This is a genomic window from Lactobacillus delbrueckii subsp. bulgaricus, from assembly GCF_046938665.1.
Lineage (GTDB): Bacteria > Bacillota > Bacilli > Lactobacillales > Lactobacillaceae > Lactobacillus > Lactobacillus delbrueckii_C.
Genome location: NZ_JBKZCD010000003.1, coordinates 39,225 through 58,923, shown reverse-complemented (window position 1 = coordinate 58,923; position 19,699 = coordinate 39,225). Strand labels below are relative to the sequence as shown.

Genomic DNA, 19,699 nt, shown 5'->3' with positions numbered 1-19,699 from the left:
AGTAAGTCTTGAGTAAAGAAAGCAGGTTTAACCATGCAGATTCAAGTTAAATTGGACAAGGGCTATTTGCCCGACGAATATGCCAAGTATGCTAGCGTTAAAGAAGCCGGCAACCCGGTAGTGTCTTTCCCATTTACCCTGACGGACCTGCCGGAAGGGACCAAGTACCTGGCCTGGTCCTTGGTCGACTATGATTCCATTCCGGTCTGCGGCTTTGCCTGGATCCACTGGCTGGCCAGCGACGTGCCAGCAGTCAGCGAAATTCCAGCTGACTTCAGCCGGACGACGGATACTCCCCAGGGTTACAACAGTACCGTCTCCCGCTTTTTAACCGATCCAGAAGAAGTGCATACGGGCTATATCGGGCCGACTCCGCCGGACAAGGATCACGACTACCGCTTCCGGGTCTACGCTTTAAGCGAGAAACTGGACCTGGAGCAGCCTTATTACTACAATGAATTCTTGCGTGCCTTGGACGGCAAGGTTTTAGCTGAAAGCCAGGTCGACCTGCCGGCCCGGGTTTAAGGGAAAAGATTTTTAGAAAAAGTTGCCGAAAACTGTTGACCAAAGCTAGGAAATTAGGTAATATATTATTTGTTGAGCGATCAGCTCACAAGTAAGATTGCGTTATAGCCAAGTGGTAAGGCAACGGTTTTTGGTACCGTCATGCGCTGGTTCGAATCCAGCTAACGCAATAAGCAAGGCCAGGCCGGAAGGCTTGGCCTTTTTTTCGCGCCAAAAAAGCAGGCCAAAAATCTGGTAAAATGAAGAAGAACTTCTGTCATAAAATTGGATTTTAAGAAAAGAGGCAGCAGATGGCTGGAAAAGAACAAGAAGCGGAGAAAATGCAAAAGCTGCTGGGCCAGCTGGAAGAAGAAATTTCCTTGAGCTACTTCCTTAAGCCCGGAACAATCACGGTCGGCCGTGACCTCCTGCAGGCCATGCAGGACCTGTTGGCTAATCCTGAAAATTGGGAAGAAAATTAACATATCGCGCTTGACTTTAATTTATCTTTAAGATATAGTTAGAGCATCAAATGTTGAGAGAGGACAAGAATCATGAACGCTTTAATCAGCAAGAACGCGAAATTCTTTAGCTTTTATTACTGGAACTAGCTTGCATCTGCGGGTGCAAGTCTTCAAGCAAGAACATGCATCTGCAGTTTCAATAATAAGAGTTTTCTCAGCATTTTTTGAAACGGCAGGAATCAGGATCCGGCGGTTTCAAGAACACGCGCATTAGCAGACTTTGGTAATCGTGGATCATCTGATCCGCGATTTTTTGTTTTTTTTACGGTAGCCAAGGAGGACACCATGGTTGATTTAACTAAGCACTTTAAGCAGGGGGTAGCGGAAGTAAAGTCTTCAGCTATTCTGAATTTTGCCAAGTATACGAGCCAGTACCCGGACATCGTCAAGTTCACGGTTGGCGAGCCGGACTTCAATACCCCGGACCATATCAAGACGGCTGCCATCAAGGGGATCGTGGACAACCACTCCCACTACGCTCCTTCAAACGGGACGCCAGGCCTCAGAAAAGCCGCGGCAGACTTCCTGGCCCGGCATTACGACATGCACTATGAACCCAGCGAAATCATCGCCACTAACGGGGCAACGGAAGCTATCTACACGGTCATGTCTGCCATCATCAACCCAGGCGACGTGATGGTCCTGCCAACCCCGATCTTTCCTTTATATATTGCTGACGCGGCCTTGGAAAAAGCTGAAGTTGTCCAGATCGACACTTCCCAGACCGGCTTCAAATTAACGCCAGACCAGCTGCAGGCAGCCGTTGACGAATACGGCGACCGCCTCCGGATTCTGGTCATGAACTACCCGACCAACCCGACCGGGGTCATGTACAACCAGGAAGAGCTGGATGCTTTGGCGGCAGTGATCAAGGACCGGCCAACTTTTGTCCTCTGCGACGAAATCTACAGTGAACTGAACTACGAGCAAGAGCACGCCTCAATGGCTAAGTCCCTTAGAAGCCAGGCCATCGTTTTAAACGGGGTCTCCAAGTCCTGGGCCATGACCGGCTACCGGATCGGGATCATGGCGGCTCCTCAGGAAATCACTGACCAGCTGGCCAAGGTCCACCAGTTCATCACCACGACTGAACCGACCCCAATGCAGGACGCGGCCGAGGAAGCTTTTAAAAACGGGGACAGGGATGCCCGGGAAATGAAGGCCGCCTTCAAGGAGCGCCGGGACTACCTCTACCAGGCTTTGACGGAAACCGGCTTTGAAGTGATCAAGCCGCAGGGGGCCTTCTATATCTGGGCCAAGATTCCAGCCGGCCTTAACCAAAAAGACACGGAATTCGTTTATGAGCTGGCTGACCAGGCCCATGTCGGGGTTTGTGCCGGTTCCTGGTTTGCCAAGGGCGGCCAAGGCTGGCTCCGCTTCTCCTACGCGACGGCCCTGGACGAAATTAAAGAAGGCGTAAGCAGAATCAAGAAATTTGTCGAGGAAAATAAGAATGACGGAAAGTAAAGAAACAAACGGCCTTAAGCAAGGCACGCTGAACATTTTAAACGGGATCGGACTCGGGGTTATTGCCGCCCTGGTGCCGGCCGCGATTTTAGGCCAGCTGATGAAGGCCCTCTTGGGCGTGGCACCGGCTTTTTCCCAGACGGTCATCAACATCACTACTTTTACCCAGAGCCTGCTGGCGGCCATGGCCGGCTTCTGCGCGGCCTACCTCTTCCAGATGAACATGATCCAGATGTGTTCGGTCGCAGCCGCGGCCATGATCGGGTCTGGCGCGGTTACTTTTAAAAATGGCTTGATCATGGTCGCCGGGACTGGTGACGTTATCAACATCGGCTTGACGATCACCCTGGCCATCCTCTTGATCAAATTGATTGGCAACAGACTTGGTTCCTACACGACCATTCTCTTGCCAATCATCGTCTTGGTCGTTGGCGGCGGGATCGGCCTCTTGATCTTGCCATACGTTAAGACTGTGACTACCTTTATCGGCATGATCGTCATGGCCTTCACCAAGCTGCAGCCGCTCTTGATGGGTGTCTTGATCGGGATGTCCTTCGCGGCCATGATCGTGTCGCCGATTTCTTCAGTGGGGATCGCGGTGGCGATCGGCTTGACCGGGGTTGCCTCCGGGGCCGCTAACCTGGGCATCACCGGGGCAGCCTATACTTTGGGGATCATGAGCTACAGCGTCAACGGGATGGGGACCACCTTGGCCCACTTCATCGGGACGCCAAAGATCCAGATGGCCAACATGCTGGAGAAGCCGAAGCTTTTTGTCCCAGTCTTGCTTTCGTCTGCTTTGTCCGGTCTTCTGGCCGCCATCTTTAACCTGCAAGGGACGCCGAGTTCCGCTGGCTTTGGCTTCAGCGGCCTAATCGGGCCCCTGGCGGCTTACGCCAAGATGACGCCAGGCTGGGGGAGCATCGTCCTTTTGACTGTTCTCTACGTCGTTTACCCAGTTGCCTTGGGCTTCTTCATGCGCTGGCTTTTCATCGACCGCTTGAGCTTTGCCCAGGCAGAAGACCTGCGCCTGGAAGTTTAAGCCAAAAAGTAAAAAAATTGCCAAAAAACCTTGCACTTGCCCTGTTTTTTCGTTAAGATAATAGAGTACTTCAACGGAGGAATAGCGAAGTGGCTAAACGCGGCGGTCTGTAAAACCGCTCTCTCTGAGTTCGGTGGTTCGAATCCACTTTCCTCCATTGATTGCGTTATAGCCAAGTGGTAAGGCAACGGTTTTTGGTACCGTCATGCGCTGGTTCGAATCCAGCTAACGCAATTGTTCTAAAGAACACCCAACCCGAAAGAAGAGCTTCTGACTGAGTCAGGAGCTCTTTTTTTGCCCCAAGCAAAAGAAAAATAGTTTTTGGTCAGAAGAAGTACTTAAAAACAGATGAGAAAATTAATTTTAAAAGAAAAGGATTTCTTTCATAAGTAATGATGTACATTCTTAGGTTTACTTGCTATACTGAAAAAGTAAGTTGTTGGTTACTTTTAGTAAGTTCATTAAGTACAAGTAAGATTAGATTGGATTGGACAAGTAAACTCTCGGGAGATAAAAGATGCATAAGAAAAAGATTGCTTCAGTAACACTTTTGGCAACGGCCGCGCTTTTGGCAGCTTGCGGGCAAAACAAGGGGGCTTCCAGCTCCAAGCAGGTGATGAAGACGGCTGTGACCGGGGAAATCAGTACCCTGGACTCCAGCAAGTACGGGGACACCATCAGCTCTGAAACCCTGCAGAACTCCATGGAAGGGCTCTACCGCTTTGATAAAAAGGGGCAGGCCCAGCTGGCCGGGGCGGTCAAGGTGACCAAGTCCAAGGACCAAAAGGTTTACACTTTTACCCTTAGGAAAAATGCCAAGTGGTCTAACGGGGACCCGGTCACGGCCCAGGACTACGTTACTGCCTGGCGGCGGACGGTTGACCCCAAGAACGATTCCCTGGACAGCGACAGCTACCAGGTGATCAAGAACGGGACGGACATCGTGGCCGGCAAGAAGAAGGTGTCCAGCCTGGGCATCAAGGCCTTGGGCAAGTACAAGCTGCAGATCACCTTGGAAAATCCGATCCAGTACCTGCCGGACCTCTTGACTGGGGCCCAATTCTACCCGCAAGACACGAAGATCGTCAAAAAGTACGGGTCCAGCTACGGGACCAGCTCTAGCAAGCTAGTTTACAACGGGCCATTTACTGTCAGCCAGTGGACCGGGTCCAATCTCAAGTGGACTTTGAAGAAGAACAAGACTTACTGGAATGCCAAGTCCGTCAGCTTGAGCGCGGTCAAGGTCCAGGTCATCAAGACCACCTCTACCGGCCTCAACCTCTATAAGGGCGGGCAGCTGGACTACGCGCCAGTTGATTCTGACTACGTCAAGCAGTATGAAAAGAACGCCGACTACCACACGAAGACCACGCCGACCAACGGCTACATGGTCTTTAACTTGAAGCGCAAGACCACTGGCAATGTCCACGTCCGCCGGGCAATCAGCCTGGGCGTGAACAAGCAGGAACTGGTGAAGACGGTCCTGCACTCAGGCAAGGCGGCTCAAGGCCTGGTAGCCAGCGACTTCATCTATGATGAAAACGGCAAGGACTACCGGACCAGTGCCGGCAAGCTGATGACCTACAATCTGAAGCAGGCCCAAAAGGAATGGGCTTTGGCTAAAAAGCAGCTGGGCAAGTCCAAGATCACCATCGAACTGTTGACTAGTGACATGGATGCTTCCAAGCGGGTAGGCGAATACCTGCAGAGCAACTTGATGAAGAACCTGCCGGGCTTGACCGTTAAATTGCGGTCAATTCCGCTGAAGTCCCGCCTGGCTGACACGAGCAAGCACAACTTCGACATGGTTTACGGGACTTGGCAGCCAAGCTTCCAGGACCCGATCGACTACTTGACCATCGGCGGCCTCTTTAACCTGGAAAGTGACTACAAGAACAGCACTTTCTGGAAGGAAATCAACCAGGCAAAGAGCACTTACGCTACCCAGCCAGCCAAGCGGCAGGCAAGTTTGATCGCTGCCGAAAAGCAATTGATCCAAAAGGATGCTTTCGCGGCACCGCTCTACCAAGCCGGGGTTTCCTACCTGCTTAAGTCCAAGGTGACCGGCTTCCGCCTGTCTCCTTACGGGACTATTGCCTACTACTGGGATGTCAAGATTAAGTAAAAATTACACGGCTTCTGCTTTTGAGCAGGAACCGTTTTTTGTTAATTTCTTAAAGATGTTTTGCTTATTTTAATTAAATAACATTTTTGTTTTACAAAATCACGAATAATCTTTGATTATCAGCAAGCTGAATTGGTAATGAGGAATAATTGTATACCTTTTAAAGCGTTTGCTATGTTTTTCTTGAATTTGTCAAGTTAATATAAATACTTTTTAGCCTGCCGTATAGTGCGATAGCTTGCGTATTTTTTTGTGATTATAAGGTTTTTACGCTTGAAACCGCTTTTAGTATAATGTATTATAAAAGTGAAAACAAGCAATAACTATAGTTGAAGGAGAAAAATATGTTAAAAAAGAAATTAGCTGTACCAGCGTCAGCACTTGCTTTGCTTGGACTTTTTGTTACTGGGAGTAATAATGCTGAAGCTGCGACTAAGTCGATTACCCCATCACTTGCTTACCGCTATAAGCAAAACAATGCTTACTATTACGATTTATCCACCTCTGATTACTATAAAGATGTGTGGAACACTGCAACTGCAGCGTGGAAGAAGAATGGGTTTACTTGGAAAAAGGCAGCAAATCATTCAAAAACTACTGTAAGCAGCTATTCAGATGATACTAGTTCCGGTCTTAAATATGCCGGGTATGACCAAGTCAGCTACGATTTAAAAACTGGAAAAATTATTTCAAGTAAAGTGAGATTAAACAGAGCAGTTTTCAAAAAATATGGATATACCAAAGCTGAACAGATTAATGTAGCTGAACATGAGCTTGGGCATGCATTAGGATTAGACCATAACTCATCCGGTAGTGTATCAGTAATGAATCCAGCTAACAGATCTTATTCCATTAAATCTTGTGACGTAAAAGGAATGGAAAAAATCTATTCTACCGCTGCATCATTTGATTTAGTGGATGGTCAAGAAGAAGTTGTAACTGTTACTAACTATATTCCAGCATCAGCCAAGATCAGCAAGGTTAAGACTAAGTACACGTCTAAGACTAATTCATTGTCTGTAACTGGCCAGGCTAAAGGGGCTAATTCAGTAAAAATTAGCTACAATGGCAAAGCGGTAAAGAATGTAAAAGTTGACAAGAAAGGTAAGTTTAAGGCAAGTGTGAAATTTACCGGCTACAAAAACTTCACTTTGATTGCCCAGGATAAGAAAGGTAAAGCGTTAACAAAGGCATATAAGATCACTTCCGACAAATACGCGACTGCTAAGCCAGTTGCTGTTAAGGCATCACATCCAGAAGAAGCAGCAAAACTTACTTACACGGTAAATACCACTAAGGGTAGTAAGTTGAACTTTTACTACAAGAATAAGTTAGTAAAGAGTGTTCGTGCAAATAAAAAGCAGGTTGTAGTTACTTTCAGCGAAAAAGAATTAGCTGATAAGAAGGGTAACTTCACAGTTACTGCTAAGGCAGAGAACAAAAAAACTAGCCAAAAGGCCAAGTTCGCAATTGTTCCTGTAGGGCAAGAACAAACACTGAATTACTAAAATTATCTTACATCGTATAAAGGGTGATAAAGGTCAAGACCCCCATTTTGATTTGGGGGCTTGGCCTTTTAATATTTCAAGAAAAGCGAAAAATACCAAGCTTAGTTTGCCTATTTTTAAGGGTTAGCAGGTACAATAGAAGATAGCTTTTATTGAGGAGGCAAAAGATGCCTAAATACATCAAGGTTGGCAGCGGCGGCGGTGAAGTGACCTGGCACCGGGCCATGCTCGACATGGAGCCGGGGGACTATCTGCTGCTGGAGCCCGGCTATTACGTTTGGCCCCGGGGCCGGCTATTAGAAGACGTGACCATCAAGGGCCTGGGGGCCAGTCCGGAAGACACCCGGATCCGCAGCTTTTTCTCCATCGGTGAAAACAGCTCCCGGGTGGTTTTTGAAAACTTGACCCTGGAACCTTACGGGGACGTAAACACCCTGGATTTGCCGGAAGAGACTAACAGCTACCTGATCTTGCGCGGCTGCGTCTTGACCGGGACCGGCAGCAAGACGACCACGATTTCCGTCAATGGTCAGGACACGGTGGAGATGTACTCCTGCCGCCTGCTTAACGGGACCCTGTCCTTTTTTGAAAAAGCCAATTTCCGCCTGGAAATGGCGGACTGCCTGCTGGACTATGAATCAGATAAATTCGGCACCATCTCTTTGGAAGGGACCGGGACGGCTATCATTAACAATTCCGAGATCCGGGGGACGGTCAACAGCTTTGATTCCAGCAACATCGAATTAAACATCAATAACTCCGCCATCGGCAACCTTAACTTAGGCGGCAAAAGCTGGGTCAATGTCTACGCCGGCCGTTTTCTTAACCGGGACTACAGCCTTTATGCCCGGGGCGAATGCTGGCTGAACATCCTGGAGAGCCAAATGCCAAGTCAATTAGCCATCGAAGACCACTGCCACTTGCTAATGCAGAACAGCCAGCTCTATAATTTCCAGGCCCGGGGGGAGAGCCAGAGCTTTTTGTCCAATGTCCAGATCGCGGCCGCGGCCAGCCTGGAAGGAAAAAGCTTTATGGACGGCAGCTTAGTGACCTTCTCCGGCAACGGAGACTACCCTTACTTCATCTTCCTGGTTGACCAGGCGGTATTGAAAGGGCGGAACCTGCAATTTGACCCGCAAAACTGGCCGGTTCTGGTCGACAATGATGCCCGCTTAGTGGCCAACGCCCTTTACTACCAGGGAGCGCCACTGGAAATCAAGTGCGAGCATCCGGAAAACATCTCTTTGATGGGAATCAAGTGGACTGAACGGAAGGAATAGAAAGGAGCCACCATGCGCTTAATCAAAGTAAGCCAGGACCCCCGGGACTTGTCCTGGGAGCAGGCTTTAGACCAGCTGGAAGACGACGACGTGCTCATGCTGGCTCCCGGCTTTTATCAAATTCCTTTTGGGCAAAAGCTGAAGAATATCGTGATCAAGGGGACGGGGACAGCAGCGGATATGACGGTCCTGGTTGGCACGGTCATCCTGGATGGCCGCTATTTGACCTTGGAAAATCTGGCCGTCAAGACTACTGCAATTGCTGGAGCCCTGGTCAGAGTCTATGAAGGAGAAAATGCTCCTTACCTGACCCTGCGCGGCTGCCGGCTGGAAGCAGCAGAAGGGGAGAGAGGCATGGCTCTCATGACCTTAGGGCCGGTCTGGCTGGAACTTTATTCCTGCCAGGTCAAAGGGAGAATCCGCCTGGTTGGCGATGAGGAGCAGCATGTCCAGATCTCTTCCAGTGAAATCGCGGCAACTCCAGCTGCTTTTACCGGCAAAGGCTTTGGCCCATTAGCCATCAGCCAGTCCCAGATCAAGGGGGATTTTGTCCTGGAGGAAAGTTCGGCTTATGAAGGGCACTTTGACCAGACGGCTTTTGACCAGGTGACCAGCTTGAGCGAAGGAAACGACCTTTACTTCACTGAGTCTGCCCTGTCTTTAACTCTGAAAAATGGCCAGGCCGACCTTCTGAACTGTGACTTGCCGGGGACAAGCCTTTTGGAAAAAGCTAAATCAGCCGCTTTCCAAAACTGCACTTTTAAGCAATTCAAGCAGGTCAGCGGCAGCAGCAACTTAACCAACTGCCACTTGGAGGCCGGGGCAATCATGGGCCAGGGCAAGGCTGTTTTTTGCCGGCCGCACTTTTCCTGCAGCGAAGGCACTTGGCTTAGTTTAAGGGATGCAAGCCAGGTCCGTCTGCAGGATGCCCTCTTAAACGTGGCTGGCAGCCACTTGCGCCTGGCTGACAAAGCCGGGATCTTAGGCAATGTTTTGGAGAGCGACCAGGACCAGCTGCTGGTTAAGCAGACTGGCCAGGGCAAGGTAAAATTGACAGGAATAAAATGTAAACTTGTCTAAAGGCCGCCTTTTGCTATAGAATTTAATTAAGATCCAAGCTTGATGATTCTGTGGGGGGAAAGACCGATGCAAGAACCAATGTATATCAAAATTCACAACCAGCTGCGCCGGGACATTGAAAACCATGTCTACCAGGTGGGGGACCGGATTCCAGCTGAACGGCAGCTGGCTGAACAGTTCAAGGTGTCGCGGATGACCCTGCGCCAGGCCATCAAGACCCTGGAGGAAGAAGGGATTCTGGAAAGGCGGCTGGGCAGCGGGACCTACGTGGCCAGCCAGAAGGTCCAGGAGAAGATGTCCGGGATCATGTCCTTTACCGAAATCACCCGGGCCAACGGGCAGACCCCGTCCAGCAAGCTGGTTTCCTACAAGATCACCCAGCCTTCCCTGTCGGAAAAAGAACGCCTGGCTCTGGCAGGCAGCGACAAGGTCCTGCGCATGGAGCGGATCCGCTATGCCGACCAGGTGCCGATCTGCCACGAAATCGTGACGGTGCCGGAAGATTTGATCGCGCCTTTTGCCAAGGATGACGTGTCAAGCCACCTCTACCAGACCTTGGAGAAGCAGGGGGGCTACCAGATCGGGGATGCAACTGAGTACATCTCAGCCGCCGTTGCCAATGAACAGGAAGCCCGCCTGCTCAACTGCCGCCGCGGGGAAGCCTTGATCACCCGCCGGCAGGTCACCAAGCTGGCTGATGGCCGGCCCTTTGAATACACGCGGGCTTCATACGTGGGTGAGCGCTTCGAATTTACTTTCAGTAAATAGCCAGCTGACTAGCTAAAGATGAAAATGACAAAGAGACAGGTTCAGTCCTGCCTCTTTTTGCTTCCTTTAAAAAAGGCCAAAAGATGGAACTTGCTTTTGGCGGCAGGGGGCGAATTTGCTAAAATGGACTTGATACTATTAGCTAATGATTAACGAGGCACTATGAAAAGCATACTATTCCGCCTATATCTGGCAGTCATGAAATTTTTGGCCCGCTGGCAAAAAGAAGACCCCAACACATACGTAATCTTGAACGGGGCCGGCCGGTCGGGGTCCAATGGCTACCTCTTTTATAAATACCTGCGCCGCGAGCACCCGGAAGTTACGGCCTACTTGATCGAGCCCTGGCCTTCTTCCCACCTGCCCTGGTCAGACTGGCAAAAAATCGGCCGGGCCAAGTACGTCTTAACCACCCACCAGCCCTTCAAGGTCCGGAAAAGCCAGGTCAACCTGGCCCTCTGGCACGGGATTCCCCTCAAGCGGATGGGGACCATGGCCAACAATACCCAGCGCCGGGACAACCAGAGAAATGAAAAGCTCTGGCATAAGACGGCCGACCTGGTCACCTCCAGTTCGGAACTCTATGAAAGCTTGATGAGCGCCTGCATGGGGATTGAAGGTCCCCGCTATGTCCAGCTGGGTTTCCCCAGAATTGATTCCTTGCTCAAGTCTCCTTATCAGAAGGACCAGCTCCTGAGCGACTTTTTCTCCTGCCAGGACCCGGAGGCCCAAGTAGGGATCTATGTGCCGACCTTCCGCTATGAATTAGACGACCCGGAAGTGATGGAGCGGATTAAAGAAGGGAACTTTTTTGCCTTCAGCGACTTCGACCTGGCCGCTTTAGACCAGGCCCTGGCTGCTAGAAAGCAGTACCTCCTGGTCAAGCTCCACCCATGGGAAATGAAGCTCTTCAGCGATTTCCACTTGGAAGCCAAGCACGTGGCCTTTTTGAACAATTCCGACCTTTTGGCGAAAAAGCTGGACCTCTACGAAATCCTGGGAGCCACCGACTTCCTCATGACCGACTTCTCTTCGATCTATTTTGACTACCTCCACTTGGACAAGCCGCTGATTTTCATTACCAACTACCTGGCCCAGTATGAAAAGACCCGTGGCTTTTTGCTGGGGCCTTATGAAAAAATCGTCCCAGGTCCCTGCGTGGCCAGCCAGGCTGACCTGGTCAAGCAGCTGGGCGAAAAAGACAAGTACGCCCTTGAGCGGAAAAAGTGGCTGGAGCTGAGCGACCAGGCCGACCATGGCCATGCCTGCCAGACAATTTTTGATTACTTAAGCGGGGTCTGATCCTTGAAAAAAACTTTTCTGAACATCTTCTATAACGCGGTCTACCAGGTCTTCCTGGTCCTGGTGCCCTTGATCACGGTTCCTTACCTGTCCAGAGTCCTGGGCCCGACGACCTACGGGATCTATTCCAGCGTCAACAACACGGTCCAGTTTCTGATGATCTTCTGCGTCCTGTCTTTATCCAATATCGGGGTCAGAAGCATCTCTAAAGCCCGGGCCAAAAGCAAGAGCGGGGAACTGACCGAGGCCTTCTGGGGCCTGTGGTACTTCCAGTTTATCGGCGGCTTGGCAACCATCGCCTTGACTGTCTTGACCTGCCTAATCCTCAAGGTCCGCTACTGGAACTACTTTTTGCTGATGCTGCCATACTTGATTGCCGCCCAGTTTGACATCTCCTGGTTCTTCCAAGGCCTGGCTGATTTTGGCCGGGTGGTCTTAAGAAATACCATCGTCAAGATCGTCAGCGTGGTCTTTATCTTGCTTTTGATCAAAAGTCCGGCTGACCTGTGGAAGTATTTCCTGATCATGTCCGTGTCTACCATGCTGGGCTCCTTTGTCTTCTGGTTCAGCATCGGCAAGTATGTCGGCCGGCCAGTCAAGCACTTTTACCGCTTTACGGAAACCCGCCGGGCCATCATGACCTTGATGATTCCCCAGATCGCGACCCAGATTTACACTTCCTTGGACAAGCCCCTTTTGGGTCTCTTCCAAAATACGGCCCAGGTCTCTTACTATGACAACTCCCAGCGGATTTCCAACATGATCCTGGGGGTGATCACCAGTATTTCCCTGGTCATCATGCCCCAGATGGCGGTCCAGGGGAAGGAAACCCAGAAGAAGGTTTTGAAGAAGTCCCTGGAAGCCACGACCATGCTGGGAACCATGTTTGCCGTGGTGGTCATGGCCAATACCAAGGAATTCGTGCCCTTTTTCTTCGGGAAAAAATATATCCCGATGACCCCCTTGATGTTCTTCTTTACCTTGACCATCATCTTGATCCCCATGGGCGGGGTCTTCGCCAACCAGTTTGCCCTGGCCAACAAGCGGGACAAGGACTATGCCATTCCGGTTACGATCGGGGCGGTCCTGGAGCTGGTCTTCAGCTACTTTTTGGACCGGCCTTTCGGGGCAGCAGGGGCCATGGTGGCGATCCTCTTGACCGAAGCCGTCGTTCTCTTTCTGCGCTGCTGGATTGTGCGGGACGGTTACGACTTCAAGGAAACTTTCAGCGACGTGCCTAAGTGCTTTTTGGCCATGGGGGTCAGCCTGGCGGCAGGGATGCTGTGGCCTTGGCAGATTCCAAGTGCTTTGATCAACATGACGGTCAAGTCCCTGGTTATTATGGCCTTGTACCTGGCCATGCTCTGGTTCTTGAAGTTTGACTTGAACGAAGACTTGGTCACGATCGTCAAAAAGCGCTTAAAAAAATAGCTATTAATAAGGAAGAAATCAGCAAGAATAAACAAAGAAAGCGTGTAAGCATGGTAAAAATCAACATTTTGGGCGTTGGCTTCGACAAGTACAGCCTGGCGGAATTTGAAGCCCGCTTTTTGGACCGCTTGCGGAAAAAAGAATCCACCCTGGTGGTCACGGCCAACCCGGAAATCGTCATGGCCGCCAAGGAGGACCCGGAATACCGGGAGATCATCAACAATGTGGCTGACTACGTGACGGCTGACGGGATCGGCATCATCAAGGGGGCCAAGATGCTGGGGCTGAAGCTGCCGGAGAGAGTAACCGGCTACGACCTCTTCTGCTGGTACCTGCAAATCGCCAATGAAGACCACTTGCGGGTCTACCTGATTGGGGCCAAGCCAGCCGTGATCGCCGCCGTTAAGGAAAAAATCGCCAAGGACTACCCGGGCATCGACTTAGTTGGCGCTGAAGACGGCTACTCCCAAGACGCCCTGCCGGAAATTGCCAGCCGGATCGCCCAAGCCAAGCCCGACCTGGTCTTCGCGGCCCTGGGCTTTCCTAAGCAGGAGAAGCTCCTGGCCATCTTGCGCAAGCAAAACTTGCCAGCCAGCATGATGGGGGTGGGCGGCAGCTTTGACGTCTTCGCCGGCGCTGTCAAGCGGGCACCACAGCTCTTCCAGGACGCCCACCTGGAATGGTTCTACCGGCTCTTGAAGGAACCAAGCCGGATCGGCCGGATGATGGTCTTGCCAAAATTCGTCCTGGAAGTTAAAAAGAGCAAGAAGCAGGACCAGCAATAATGAAAGTACTGCACATCAACGCCGGCCTGGAAAGCGGGGGCGGGCTGACTCATATCGTGAACCTGCTCTCCCAGGCCAAAAAGGCGGGGCAGGACTTTGACCTCTTGACCTTCGCGGAAGGACCAGTTGCCCAGGCTGCCCGGGAAAAGGGGATCAAGACTATTGTTTTGGGCGGGTCCAGCCGCTACGACCTGGCCCTGCTCAAGCGGCTGAAAAAGACAGTCAAGGATGGACATTACGACCTGGTCCACAGCCATGGGGCCCGGGCCAACCTTTTTGTCAGCTTGATCAAGTCATCCTTGCCTTGCCCCTGGCTGATTACGGTCCACTCGGATCCCGCGATTGACTTTGAAGGGCGGGGAATCGCGGGGAAGATTTTTACCAAGCTGAACCTGCGGACGATCAAGCAGGCGGACGGGGTCTTCGCCATCACTCCCCGTTTTGAAAAAATCCTGCTGAATTACGGAGTAAAGCCGGGCCGGATTCACGTTATCTACAACGGGATCAACTTTAGGGACAATCGAAATATAGCAGGCAAGGAAGACCACGCTGGCTTCAACATTATCAATGTTGGCCGCCTGGAAAAGGTCAAGGGGCAAGATCTTTTGCTCAAGGCATTTAAAGCAGCCAATTTGCCGCAAGCTCACCTCTATATCGCTGGCAGCGGCAGCCAGGAAGCAGATTTGAAAAAATTACGGCAGGATTTGGCCTTAACCGACCAAGTGACTTTCACCGGCTTTTTGACCCAAGCAGAATTAAGGCAGCTCTACCGGAAGATGGATCTGGCCGTCTTGTCTTCTTACTCAGAAAGCTTCCCCCTGGTCTTGCTGGAAGCAGCCGACAACCTGCTCCCGCTTTTATCCACTGACGTGGGCGGGGCCAGGGAGCTGATTCCAGAAGGGAAAGGCTGGGTCGTGCCGGTCAACGAGGAAAAAGCCATGGCCGGCCAGTTAAAAGCCATCGCCGCTTTGCCAAAAGAAGAACTGGCAGCAATTGCCCAAGCGGAAAAAGCCTATGCCCGCCAGCACTTTTCCCTGGACCGGCAACTGGCTGACGTTCTGGCCGGCTACCAGGCCTGCCTGCAAGGAGGAAGAGCATGATTCCCAAAATTATCCACTATGTCTGGGTGGGTGGCAATCCCAAGTCCAAGACCATCCAGACCTGTCTGGCCTCTTGGCAAAAGCGCCTGCCGGACTATGAAATCATCGAATGGAATGAAGACAAGCTGGACCTAAATGCTAACAAATATGTCAAGCAGGCTTACCAGGCCAAGAAGTGGGCTTTCGTTTCCGACTATGTCCGGGCCAAGGCCCTCTATGAAATGGGCGGGATCTACCTGGACACCGATGTCATGGTCTTAAAAGATTTTTCCGACTTGCTAAATGACCGGGCCTTTATCGGCTTTGAAAACAATGACTACTTGTCAGCGGCCATTATCGCGGCAGAGAAGGGCCATCCTTTTATGGCTGACATCCTGCACTACTATAACGACCTGGATTTTGCCTTTGACCAAAAGGACCAGCTGGCCGGGGTCAACTCCCTGTCCGTCACGGAAATACTCAAAGAAAAGTACGGCCTTAAGACTGGCAACCAAGAGCAGGTATTAAAGGAGGGGATCCATGTTTATCCAGACGGGATCCTCTGCAACCCTTCCCCTCATTCCCGGTCCATTCACCTTTTTACCGGGACCTGGCTGGAAGGAAAAAATTCCTGGAAGCATGACCTGGTCACCTTTTTGAAATTACATATCCGCAGTCAAAAAGCTGCGAAAATTTACTACCAGCTCTTCAGACGCTAATTTTTTAAAGAATCTCGTGAAAATACATTTCTGAAAACAGGGACTGCATTTTTTGAGTATAATTAAAGGTAGAAAAAACAAAGTAGAAGATTGCGAGGCAGCAAATGAGAGAGTTGCAAAAGAAAATTGTCGAATATGAGCACGTTTTGCCGGAAATCGATCCCCAGGAAGAAATCCGCAAGACGGTTGACTTCTTAAAGGACTACCTGAAGGCCAACCCCTTCTTGAAGTCATATGTTTTGGGGATTTCCGGGGGCCAGGACTCAACCTTGACCGGGAAGCTGACTCAGATGGCAATTTCCGAAATGCGGGAAGAAACTGGCGATGACAGCTACAAGTTTATCGCCGTCCGCCTGCCATACGGCGTCCAGGCCGATGCCGCTGATGCCGCTGACGCGGTAGCCTTCATCCAGCCGGACGTGGACTTGATCGAAAACATCAAGCCAGCCACTGACGCCATGGTGGCGACCTTGAAGGAAACGGGCGTGGAAATGACCGACTTTAACAAGGGCAACATCAAGGCCCGGCAAAGAATGGTCATGCAGTATGCCATTGCCGGGGCCAACCAGGGCGCGGTTGTGGGGACTGACCACGCGGCCGAAAACTTCTCTGGCTTCTACACCAAGTACGGCGATGGCGCGGCTGACTTGACCCCGCTCTTCCGTTTGGACAAGCGGCAGGGCAAGCAGCTCCTGGCTGCCCTGGGCTGCCCGGAACACCTTTACTTGAAGGCACCGACGGCCGACCTGGAAGAAGAGAAGCCATCTTTGCCAGATGAAGTTGCCTTGGGCGTGACCTACGAGGAAATCGATGACTACCTGGAAGGCCGGGATGTCAGCGAGAAGGCAGCCGAAAGAATCGAAGAATTGTGGACCAAGAGTGAGCACAAACGTCATTTGCCGGTTACCATCTTTGACGATTATTATAAAAAATAGGGGCAGATTTAGTGAAACACTTGTTTAAAGTGCTAATTTTTGCTATATTATTCATGTCATAAGGGAGTAACGGCAAGCATAGCTTGCGACAAGCCCAACAGCCGGGAACCGCGTTGGTTTCCTGGGCTTGTCTTAATTAGTGAGACTTATGTGCTTTTGTTAAGGGGCACGTAAGTCTCTTTTCTTTTTAAAGGAGGAAAATACTGTGGCTAAGAAGTATTACAGCCAGGACATCCCGGGCACTTTAGCCGAGTTTAACTCGGACGCCAACCACGGGATCAGTTCGGCTGAAGCCAAGAAGCGCCTGGACCAATACGGCCCGAACGCTTTGGCCGGCAAGAAGAAACGTTCAATGTTTGCCCGCTTCATGGACCAGTTCAAGGACTTGATGATCATCGTCCTGCTGGTTGCCGCTGTTTTGTCCGGGGTAGTTGCCCAGGAATGGACAGACGCGGGGATTATTTTAGTAGTTGTGCTTTTGAACGCGGTCCTGGGCGTGATCCAGGAAGCCCGGTCAGAAGCAGCGATTGAAGCTTTGAAGGACATGTCCACGCCAAGCGCCAGGGTGCGCCGGGACGGAGCGGTAATTGAAGTTCCGTCAACGGAAATCGTGCCTGGCGACGTGGTCTTGCTGGAAGCCGGTGACGTGGTTCCGGCTGACCTGCGGCTTTTGGTAGCGGAAAGTTTGAAGATTGAAGAAGCTGCCTTGACCGGGGAATCAGTTCCGGTGGAAAAGAGTAATGAAACCCTGCAAGGGGAAGACATTGCCCTGGGTGACCGGATCAACATGGCTTACTCCAGCACTAACGTGACCTACGGGCGCGGGGAAGGTGTGGTTGTCGCTACGGGGATGAACACGGAAGTCGGCAACATCGCCAAGATGCTGAACGAAGCTGATGAAACTGATACTCCTCTTAAGCAGAACTTGAACCAGCTGGGCAAGACCCTGACTTACATGATCCTGGCCATCTGTGTGGTCGTCTTCATTATCGGGGTTATCCGGAACCCGCAGCATGAACCGATGAATGCTTTGCTGATCGACATGTTCTTGACGGCGGTTTCCCTGGCGGTTGCCGCTATTCCGGAAGGGCTGCCAGCGATCGTGACGATCATTTTGGCCCTGGGTACCCAGACCATGGCTGACCACAAGGCCATCGTCAGAAAGCTGCCAGCCGTTGAAACCTTGGGGGCAACGGACATCATTGCTTCTGACAAGACTGGTACTTTGACCCAGAACCGGATGACGGTGGAAAAGGTCTACTACGACGGGATCCTGCATGATGCCAGCGATGACATCGACTTGACCAACCAGGCCTTGATTACCATGCTTTTGGCCAATGACACCAAGATTCAAGACGGCGGGGAGCTCTTGGGTGACCCGACTGAAACTGCCCTGGTGCAATTCGGTTTCCACAAGTCTCTGCCAGTGAGCGACTTTTTGGCAGAACACCCACGGGTACAGGAAGTGCCATTTGACTCTGACCGGAAGTTGATGAGTACGGTCAACAAGTATGACGGCCAGTTTATGGTTGCCGTCAAAGGCGCGCCGGACATGCTTTTGGAAAGAGTCAAGTATGTCAACATCAACGGCGAGCTGAGCGAAATCAGCGCTGAACAAAAGAAGGCCATTTTGGCAAGCAACAATGAAATGGCCAAGCAAGCCCTCCGGGTTTTGGCGATGGCTTACAAGGTTGTTGACCAGCCATACGCTGACCCGACGACTGACAATGTTGAACAAGATCTGATCTTTGCCGGTTTGGTCGGCATGATCGACCCAGAGCGGCCGGAAGCCAAGGACGCGATCGCGGAAGCTCACCGGGCCGGGATCAGAACGATCATGATTACTGGTGACCACCAAGTTACGGCGCAGGCGATTGCCGAACGGCTGGGCCTGGTTGAAAAGGGCCGCGACGATGCTGTAATTACCGGGGCGCAATTGGACAAGCTGAGCGATGACTACTTTACTAAGCATGTCGGTGACTACAGCGTTTATGCCCGGGTTTCACCAGAACACAAGGTTAGAATTGTGAAGGCCTGGCAGGCAAATGGCAAGATCGTGGCTATGACCGGTGACGGGGTCAACGACGCGCCGAGTCTGAAGCAGGCCGACATCGGGGTCGGCATGGGGATTACCGGTACGGAAGTCTCCAAGGGCGCGGCCGACATGGTTCTGGCTGACGACAACTTCGCAACGATCGTGGAAGCGGTCAAGCAAGGGCGGAAGGTCTTCGCCAACATTCAGAAGGCGATTCTGTACTTGATGAGCTGCAACGTCGGCGAAGTATTGACGGTCTTCTTGATGACTTTGCTGGGCTGGGATGTTTTGAAGCCAGTGCAGCTTTTGTGGATCAACTTGGTAACTGACACCCTGCCGGCGATTGCCTTGGGTGTTGAACCAATTGAAAAGGGGATCATGAACAAGAAGCCGCGGGGGAAGAATTCTAACTTCTTCTCAGGTGGTGTGGCCAGCTCAATTATCTACCAGGGGATCCTGGAAGGTGTTCTGGTCTTGACCGCTTATGGTTTGGGTCTGCACGTTCTGCCACAGGGGACTAACCCGCATGAAGACGCGTTGACCATGGCCTTCCTGACTTTGGGTCTGATCCAGCTCTTCCACGCGATTAACTCTAAGTATGTGAAGCAGTCAATCTTCCAAAAGAGCACTTTTGCCAACAAGTGGTTCAATGGGGCGATTATTCTGTCAGCCTTGATTATGGCGGCAGTTGAATTGCCATTCTTGACCAGAGTCTTTGCAGTTTCAGAATTGCACCTGGATCAATGGCTGACTGTTCTGGGGATGGGCGTTTTGATGATCGTGATCGTCGAAATCGTTAAGTTCTTTGAGAGAAAAGCTGATCAACGGAACAATTAAAGATAATAATTCACAAAAATGCCTGGACGCAAGTCCGGGCATTTTTTGTTGCGTGAAAAAAGGTATGGTGAAATCGTAAGGACTTGAGCCGGCTGCAATAATCTTTATATTATGTTAATAATAATGGGGTAGCTGGAGTAAATAATAATATAAAACGCTATTCTTAGAAAAAGTATTGACGTAAGTTCAGATTGAACTATAATCAAAGGAGAAAAGGTCACAATTTGTTCACGTTTGTGCTGTGTAAAGTTTTGGAGGAAAGAGTATGTTGACCAGGA

Annotated in this window: 16 protein-coding genes and 3 tRNA genes; all 19 read left to right on the top strand. The window is 51.0% G+C overall.

All coding sequences use genetic code 11. From position 1 onward, the window contains the following. Positions 1 to 33 precede the first annotated feature (33 nt). A complete protein-coding gene (locus ACLUXO_RS02905; protein ID WP_412136262.1) occupies positions 34 to 525 on the top strand; it encodes a YbhB/YbcL family Raf kinase inhibitor-like protein in 492 nt (163 codons plus the stop codon). 98 nt (positions 526 to 623) lie between these two features. After that, positions 624 to 695: transfer RNA gene (locus tag ACLUXO_RS02900), tRNA-Gln, on the top strand. A gap of 120 nt (positions 696 to 815) precedes the next feature. Then, the gene (locus tag ACLUXO_RS02895; protein WP_412136261.1) at positions 816 to 986 is read left to right on the top strand and encodes a hypothetical protein; all 171 of its coding nucleotides are present in this window, start codon (positions 816 to 818) and stop codon (positions 984 to 986) included. 327 nt (positions 987 to 1,313) lie between these two features. Continuing rightward, complete coding sequence (locus tag ACLUXO_RS02890; RefSeq protein WP_412136260.1) at positions 1,314 to 2,495, top strand: aminotransferase class I/II-fold pyridoxal phosphate-dependent enzyme; 1,182 nt, start codon at positions 1,314 to 1,316, stop codon at positions 2,493 to 2,495. Further along, on the top strand, positions 2,482 to 3,537 hold the full coding sequence (locus tag ACLUXO_RS02885) for a PTS transporter subunit IIC (RefSeq protein ID WP_412136259.1): 1,056 nt from the start codon (positions 2,482 to 2,484) through the stop codon (positions 3,535 to 3,537). The genes ACLUXO_RS02890 and ACLUXO_RS02885 overlap by 14 nt, the downstream gene beginning before the upstream one ends. Before the next feature lie 75 nt (positions 3,538 to 3,612). Then, positions 3,613 to 3,694, top strand: a tRNA-Tyr gene (locus ACLUXO_RS02880). 5 nt (positions 3,695 to 3,699) lie between these two features. Then, a tRNA-Gln gene (locus ACLUXO_RS02875) sits at positions 3,700 to 3,771 on the top strand. Positions 3,772 to 4,054: 283 nt separating this feature from the next. Further along, positions 4,055 to 5,662, top strand: coding sequence for a peptide ABC transporter substrate-binding protein (locus ACLUXO_RS02870; RefSeq protein ID WP_412136258.1), 1,608 nt, complete (start codon positions 4,055 to 4,057; stop codon positions 5,660 to 5,662). Positions 5,663 to 6,006: 344 nt separating this feature from the next. Beyond that, positions 6,007 to 7,170: a matrixin family metalloprotease gene (locus tag ACLUXO_RS02865; RefSeq protein ID WP_412136257.1), complete on the top strand. Its 1,164-nt coding sequence runs from the start codon at positions 6,007 to 6,009 to the stop codon at positions 7,168 to 7,170. 167 nt (positions 7,171 to 7,337) lie between these two features. Further along, on the top strand, positions 7,338 to 8,450 hold the full coding sequence (locus tag ACLUXO_RS02860; protein WP_412136256.1) for a hypothetical protein: 1,113 nt from the start codon (positions 7,338 to 7,340) through the stop codon (positions 8,448 to 8,450). A gap of 12 nt (positions 8,451 to 8,462) precedes the next feature. Beyond that, the gene (locus ACLUXO_RS02855; RefSeq protein ID WP_412136255.1) at positions 8,463 to 9,530 is read left to right on the top strand and encodes a hypothetical protein; all 1,068 of its coding nucleotides are present in this window, start codon (positions 8,463 to 8,465) and stop codon (positions 9,528 to 9,530) included. A gap of 66 nt (positions 9,531 to 9,596) precedes the next feature. Then, positions 9,597 to 10,298 (top strand): GntR family transcriptional regulator, encoded by a 702-nt coding sequence (locus ACLUXO_RS02850; protein ID WP_412136254.1) that lies wholly within the window; start codon positions 9,597 to 9,599, stop codon positions 10,296 to 10,298. Between the two features lie 162 nt (positions 10,299 to 10,460). After that, entirely contained in the window at positions 10,461 to 11,600 is a 1,140-nt protein-coding gene (locus ACLUXO_RS02845; RefSeq protein ID WP_412136253.1) for a CDP-glycerol glycerophosphotransferase family protein, read from the top strand. 3 nt (positions 11,601 to 11,603) lie between these two features. Further along, the gene (locus ACLUXO_RS02840; RefSeq protein WP_412136252.1) at positions 11,604 to 13,031 is read left to right on the top strand and encodes an oligosaccharide flippase family protein; all 1,428 of its coding nucleotides are present in this window, start codon (positions 11,604 to 11,606) and stop codon (positions 13,029 to 13,031) included. A gap of 50 nt (positions 13,032 to 13,081) precedes the next feature. Beyond that, on the top strand, positions 13,082 to 13,816 hold the full coding sequence (locus ACLUXO_RS02835; protein WP_412136251.1) for a WecB/TagA/CpsF family glycosyltransferase: 735 nt from the start codon (positions 13,082 to 13,084) through the stop codon (positions 13,814 to 13,816). Continuing rightward, on the top strand, positions 13,816 to 14,916 hold the full coding sequence (locus tag ACLUXO_RS02830) for a glycosyltransferase (RefSeq protein ID WP_412136250.1): 1,101 nt from the start codon (positions 13,816 to 13,818) through the stop codon (positions 14,914 to 14,916). Before ACLUXO_RS02835 ends, ACLUXO_RS02830 begins: the two co-directional genes overlap by 1 nt. Further along, positions 14,913 to 15,614 carry a glycosyltransferase family 32 protein gene (locus ACLUXO_RS02825; RefSeq protein ID WP_412136249.1) on the top strand — a complete coding sequence of 234 codons (702 nt, stop codon included), beginning with the start codon at positions 14,913 to 14,915 and terminating at the stop codon, positions 15,612 to 15,614. The genes ACLUXO_RS02830 and ACLUXO_RS02825 overlap by 4 nt, the downstream gene beginning before the upstream one ends. Before the next feature lie 104 nt (positions 15,615 to 15,718). After that, entirely contained in the window at positions 15,719 to 16,549 is an 831-nt protein-coding gene (gene nadE, locus ACLUXO_RS02820) for an ammonia-dependent NAD(+) synthetase (RefSeq protein WP_412136248.1), read from the top strand. 205 nt (positions 16,550 to 16,754) lie between these two features. Next, positions 16,755 to 19,421: a calcium-translocating P-type ATPase, PMCA-type gene (locus ACLUXO_RS02815; protein WP_412136247.1), complete on the top strand. Its 2,667-nt coding sequence runs from the start codon at positions 16,755 to 16,757 to the stop codon at positions 19,419 to 19,421. Positions 19,422 to 19,699: the final 278 nt, after the last annotated feature.

Coding starts and splice junctions, on each gene's coding strand:
- ACLUXO_RS02905 (WP_412136262.1), top strand. CDS start 34: ATGCAGATTCAAGTTAAATTGGACAAGGGCTATTTGCCCGACGAATAT.
- ACLUXO_RS02895 (WP_412136261.1), top strand. CDS start 816: ATGGCTGGAAAAGAACAAGAAGCGGAGAAAATGCAAAAGCTGCTGGGC.
- ACLUXO_RS02890 (WP_412136260.1), top strand. CDS start 1,314: ATGGTTGATTTAACTAAGCACTTTAAGCAGGGGGTAGCGGAAGTAAAG.
- ACLUXO_RS02885 (WP_412136259.1), top strand. CDS start 2,482: ATGACGGAAAGTAAAGAAACAAACGGCCTTAAGCAAGGCACGCTGAAC.
- ACLUXO_RS02870 (WP_412136258.1), top strand. CDS start 4,055: ATGCATAAGAAAAAGATTGCTTCAGTAACACTTTTGGCAACGGCCGCG.
- ACLUXO_RS02865 (WP_412136257.1), top strand. CDS start 6,007: ATGTTAAAAAAGAAATTAGCTGTACCAGCGTCAGCACTTGCTTTGCTT.
- ACLUXO_RS02860 (WP_412136256.1), top strand. CDS start 7,338: ATGCCTAAATACATCAAGGTTGGCAGCGGCGGCGGTGAAGTGACCTGG.
- ACLUXO_RS02855 (WP_412136255.1), top strand. CDS start 8,463: ATGCGCTTAATCAAAGTAAGCCAGGACCCCCGGGACTTGTCCTGGGAG.
- ACLUXO_RS02850 (WP_412136254.1), top strand. CDS start 9,597: ATGCAAGAACCAATGTATATCAAAATTCACAACCAGCTGCGCCGGGAC.
- ACLUXO_RS02845 (WP_412136253.1), top strand. CDS start 10,461: ATGAAAAGCATACTATTCCGCCTATATCTGGCAGTCATGAAATTTTTG.
- ACLUXO_RS02835 (WP_412136251.1), top strand. CDS start 13,082: ATGGTAAAAATCAACATTTTGGGCGTTGGCTTCGACAAGTACAGCCTG.
- ACLUXO_RS02830 (WP_412136250.1), top strand. CDS start 13,816: ATGAAAGTACTGCACATCAACGCCGGCCTGGAAAGCGGGGGCGGGCTG.
- ACLUXO_RS02825 (WP_412136249.1), top strand. CDS start 14,913: ATGATTCCCAAAATTATCCACTATGTCTGGGTGGGTGGCAATCCCAAG.
- nadE (WP_412136248.1), top strand. CDS start 15,719: ATGAGAGAGTTGCAAAAGAAAATTGTCGAATATGAGCACGTTTTGCCG.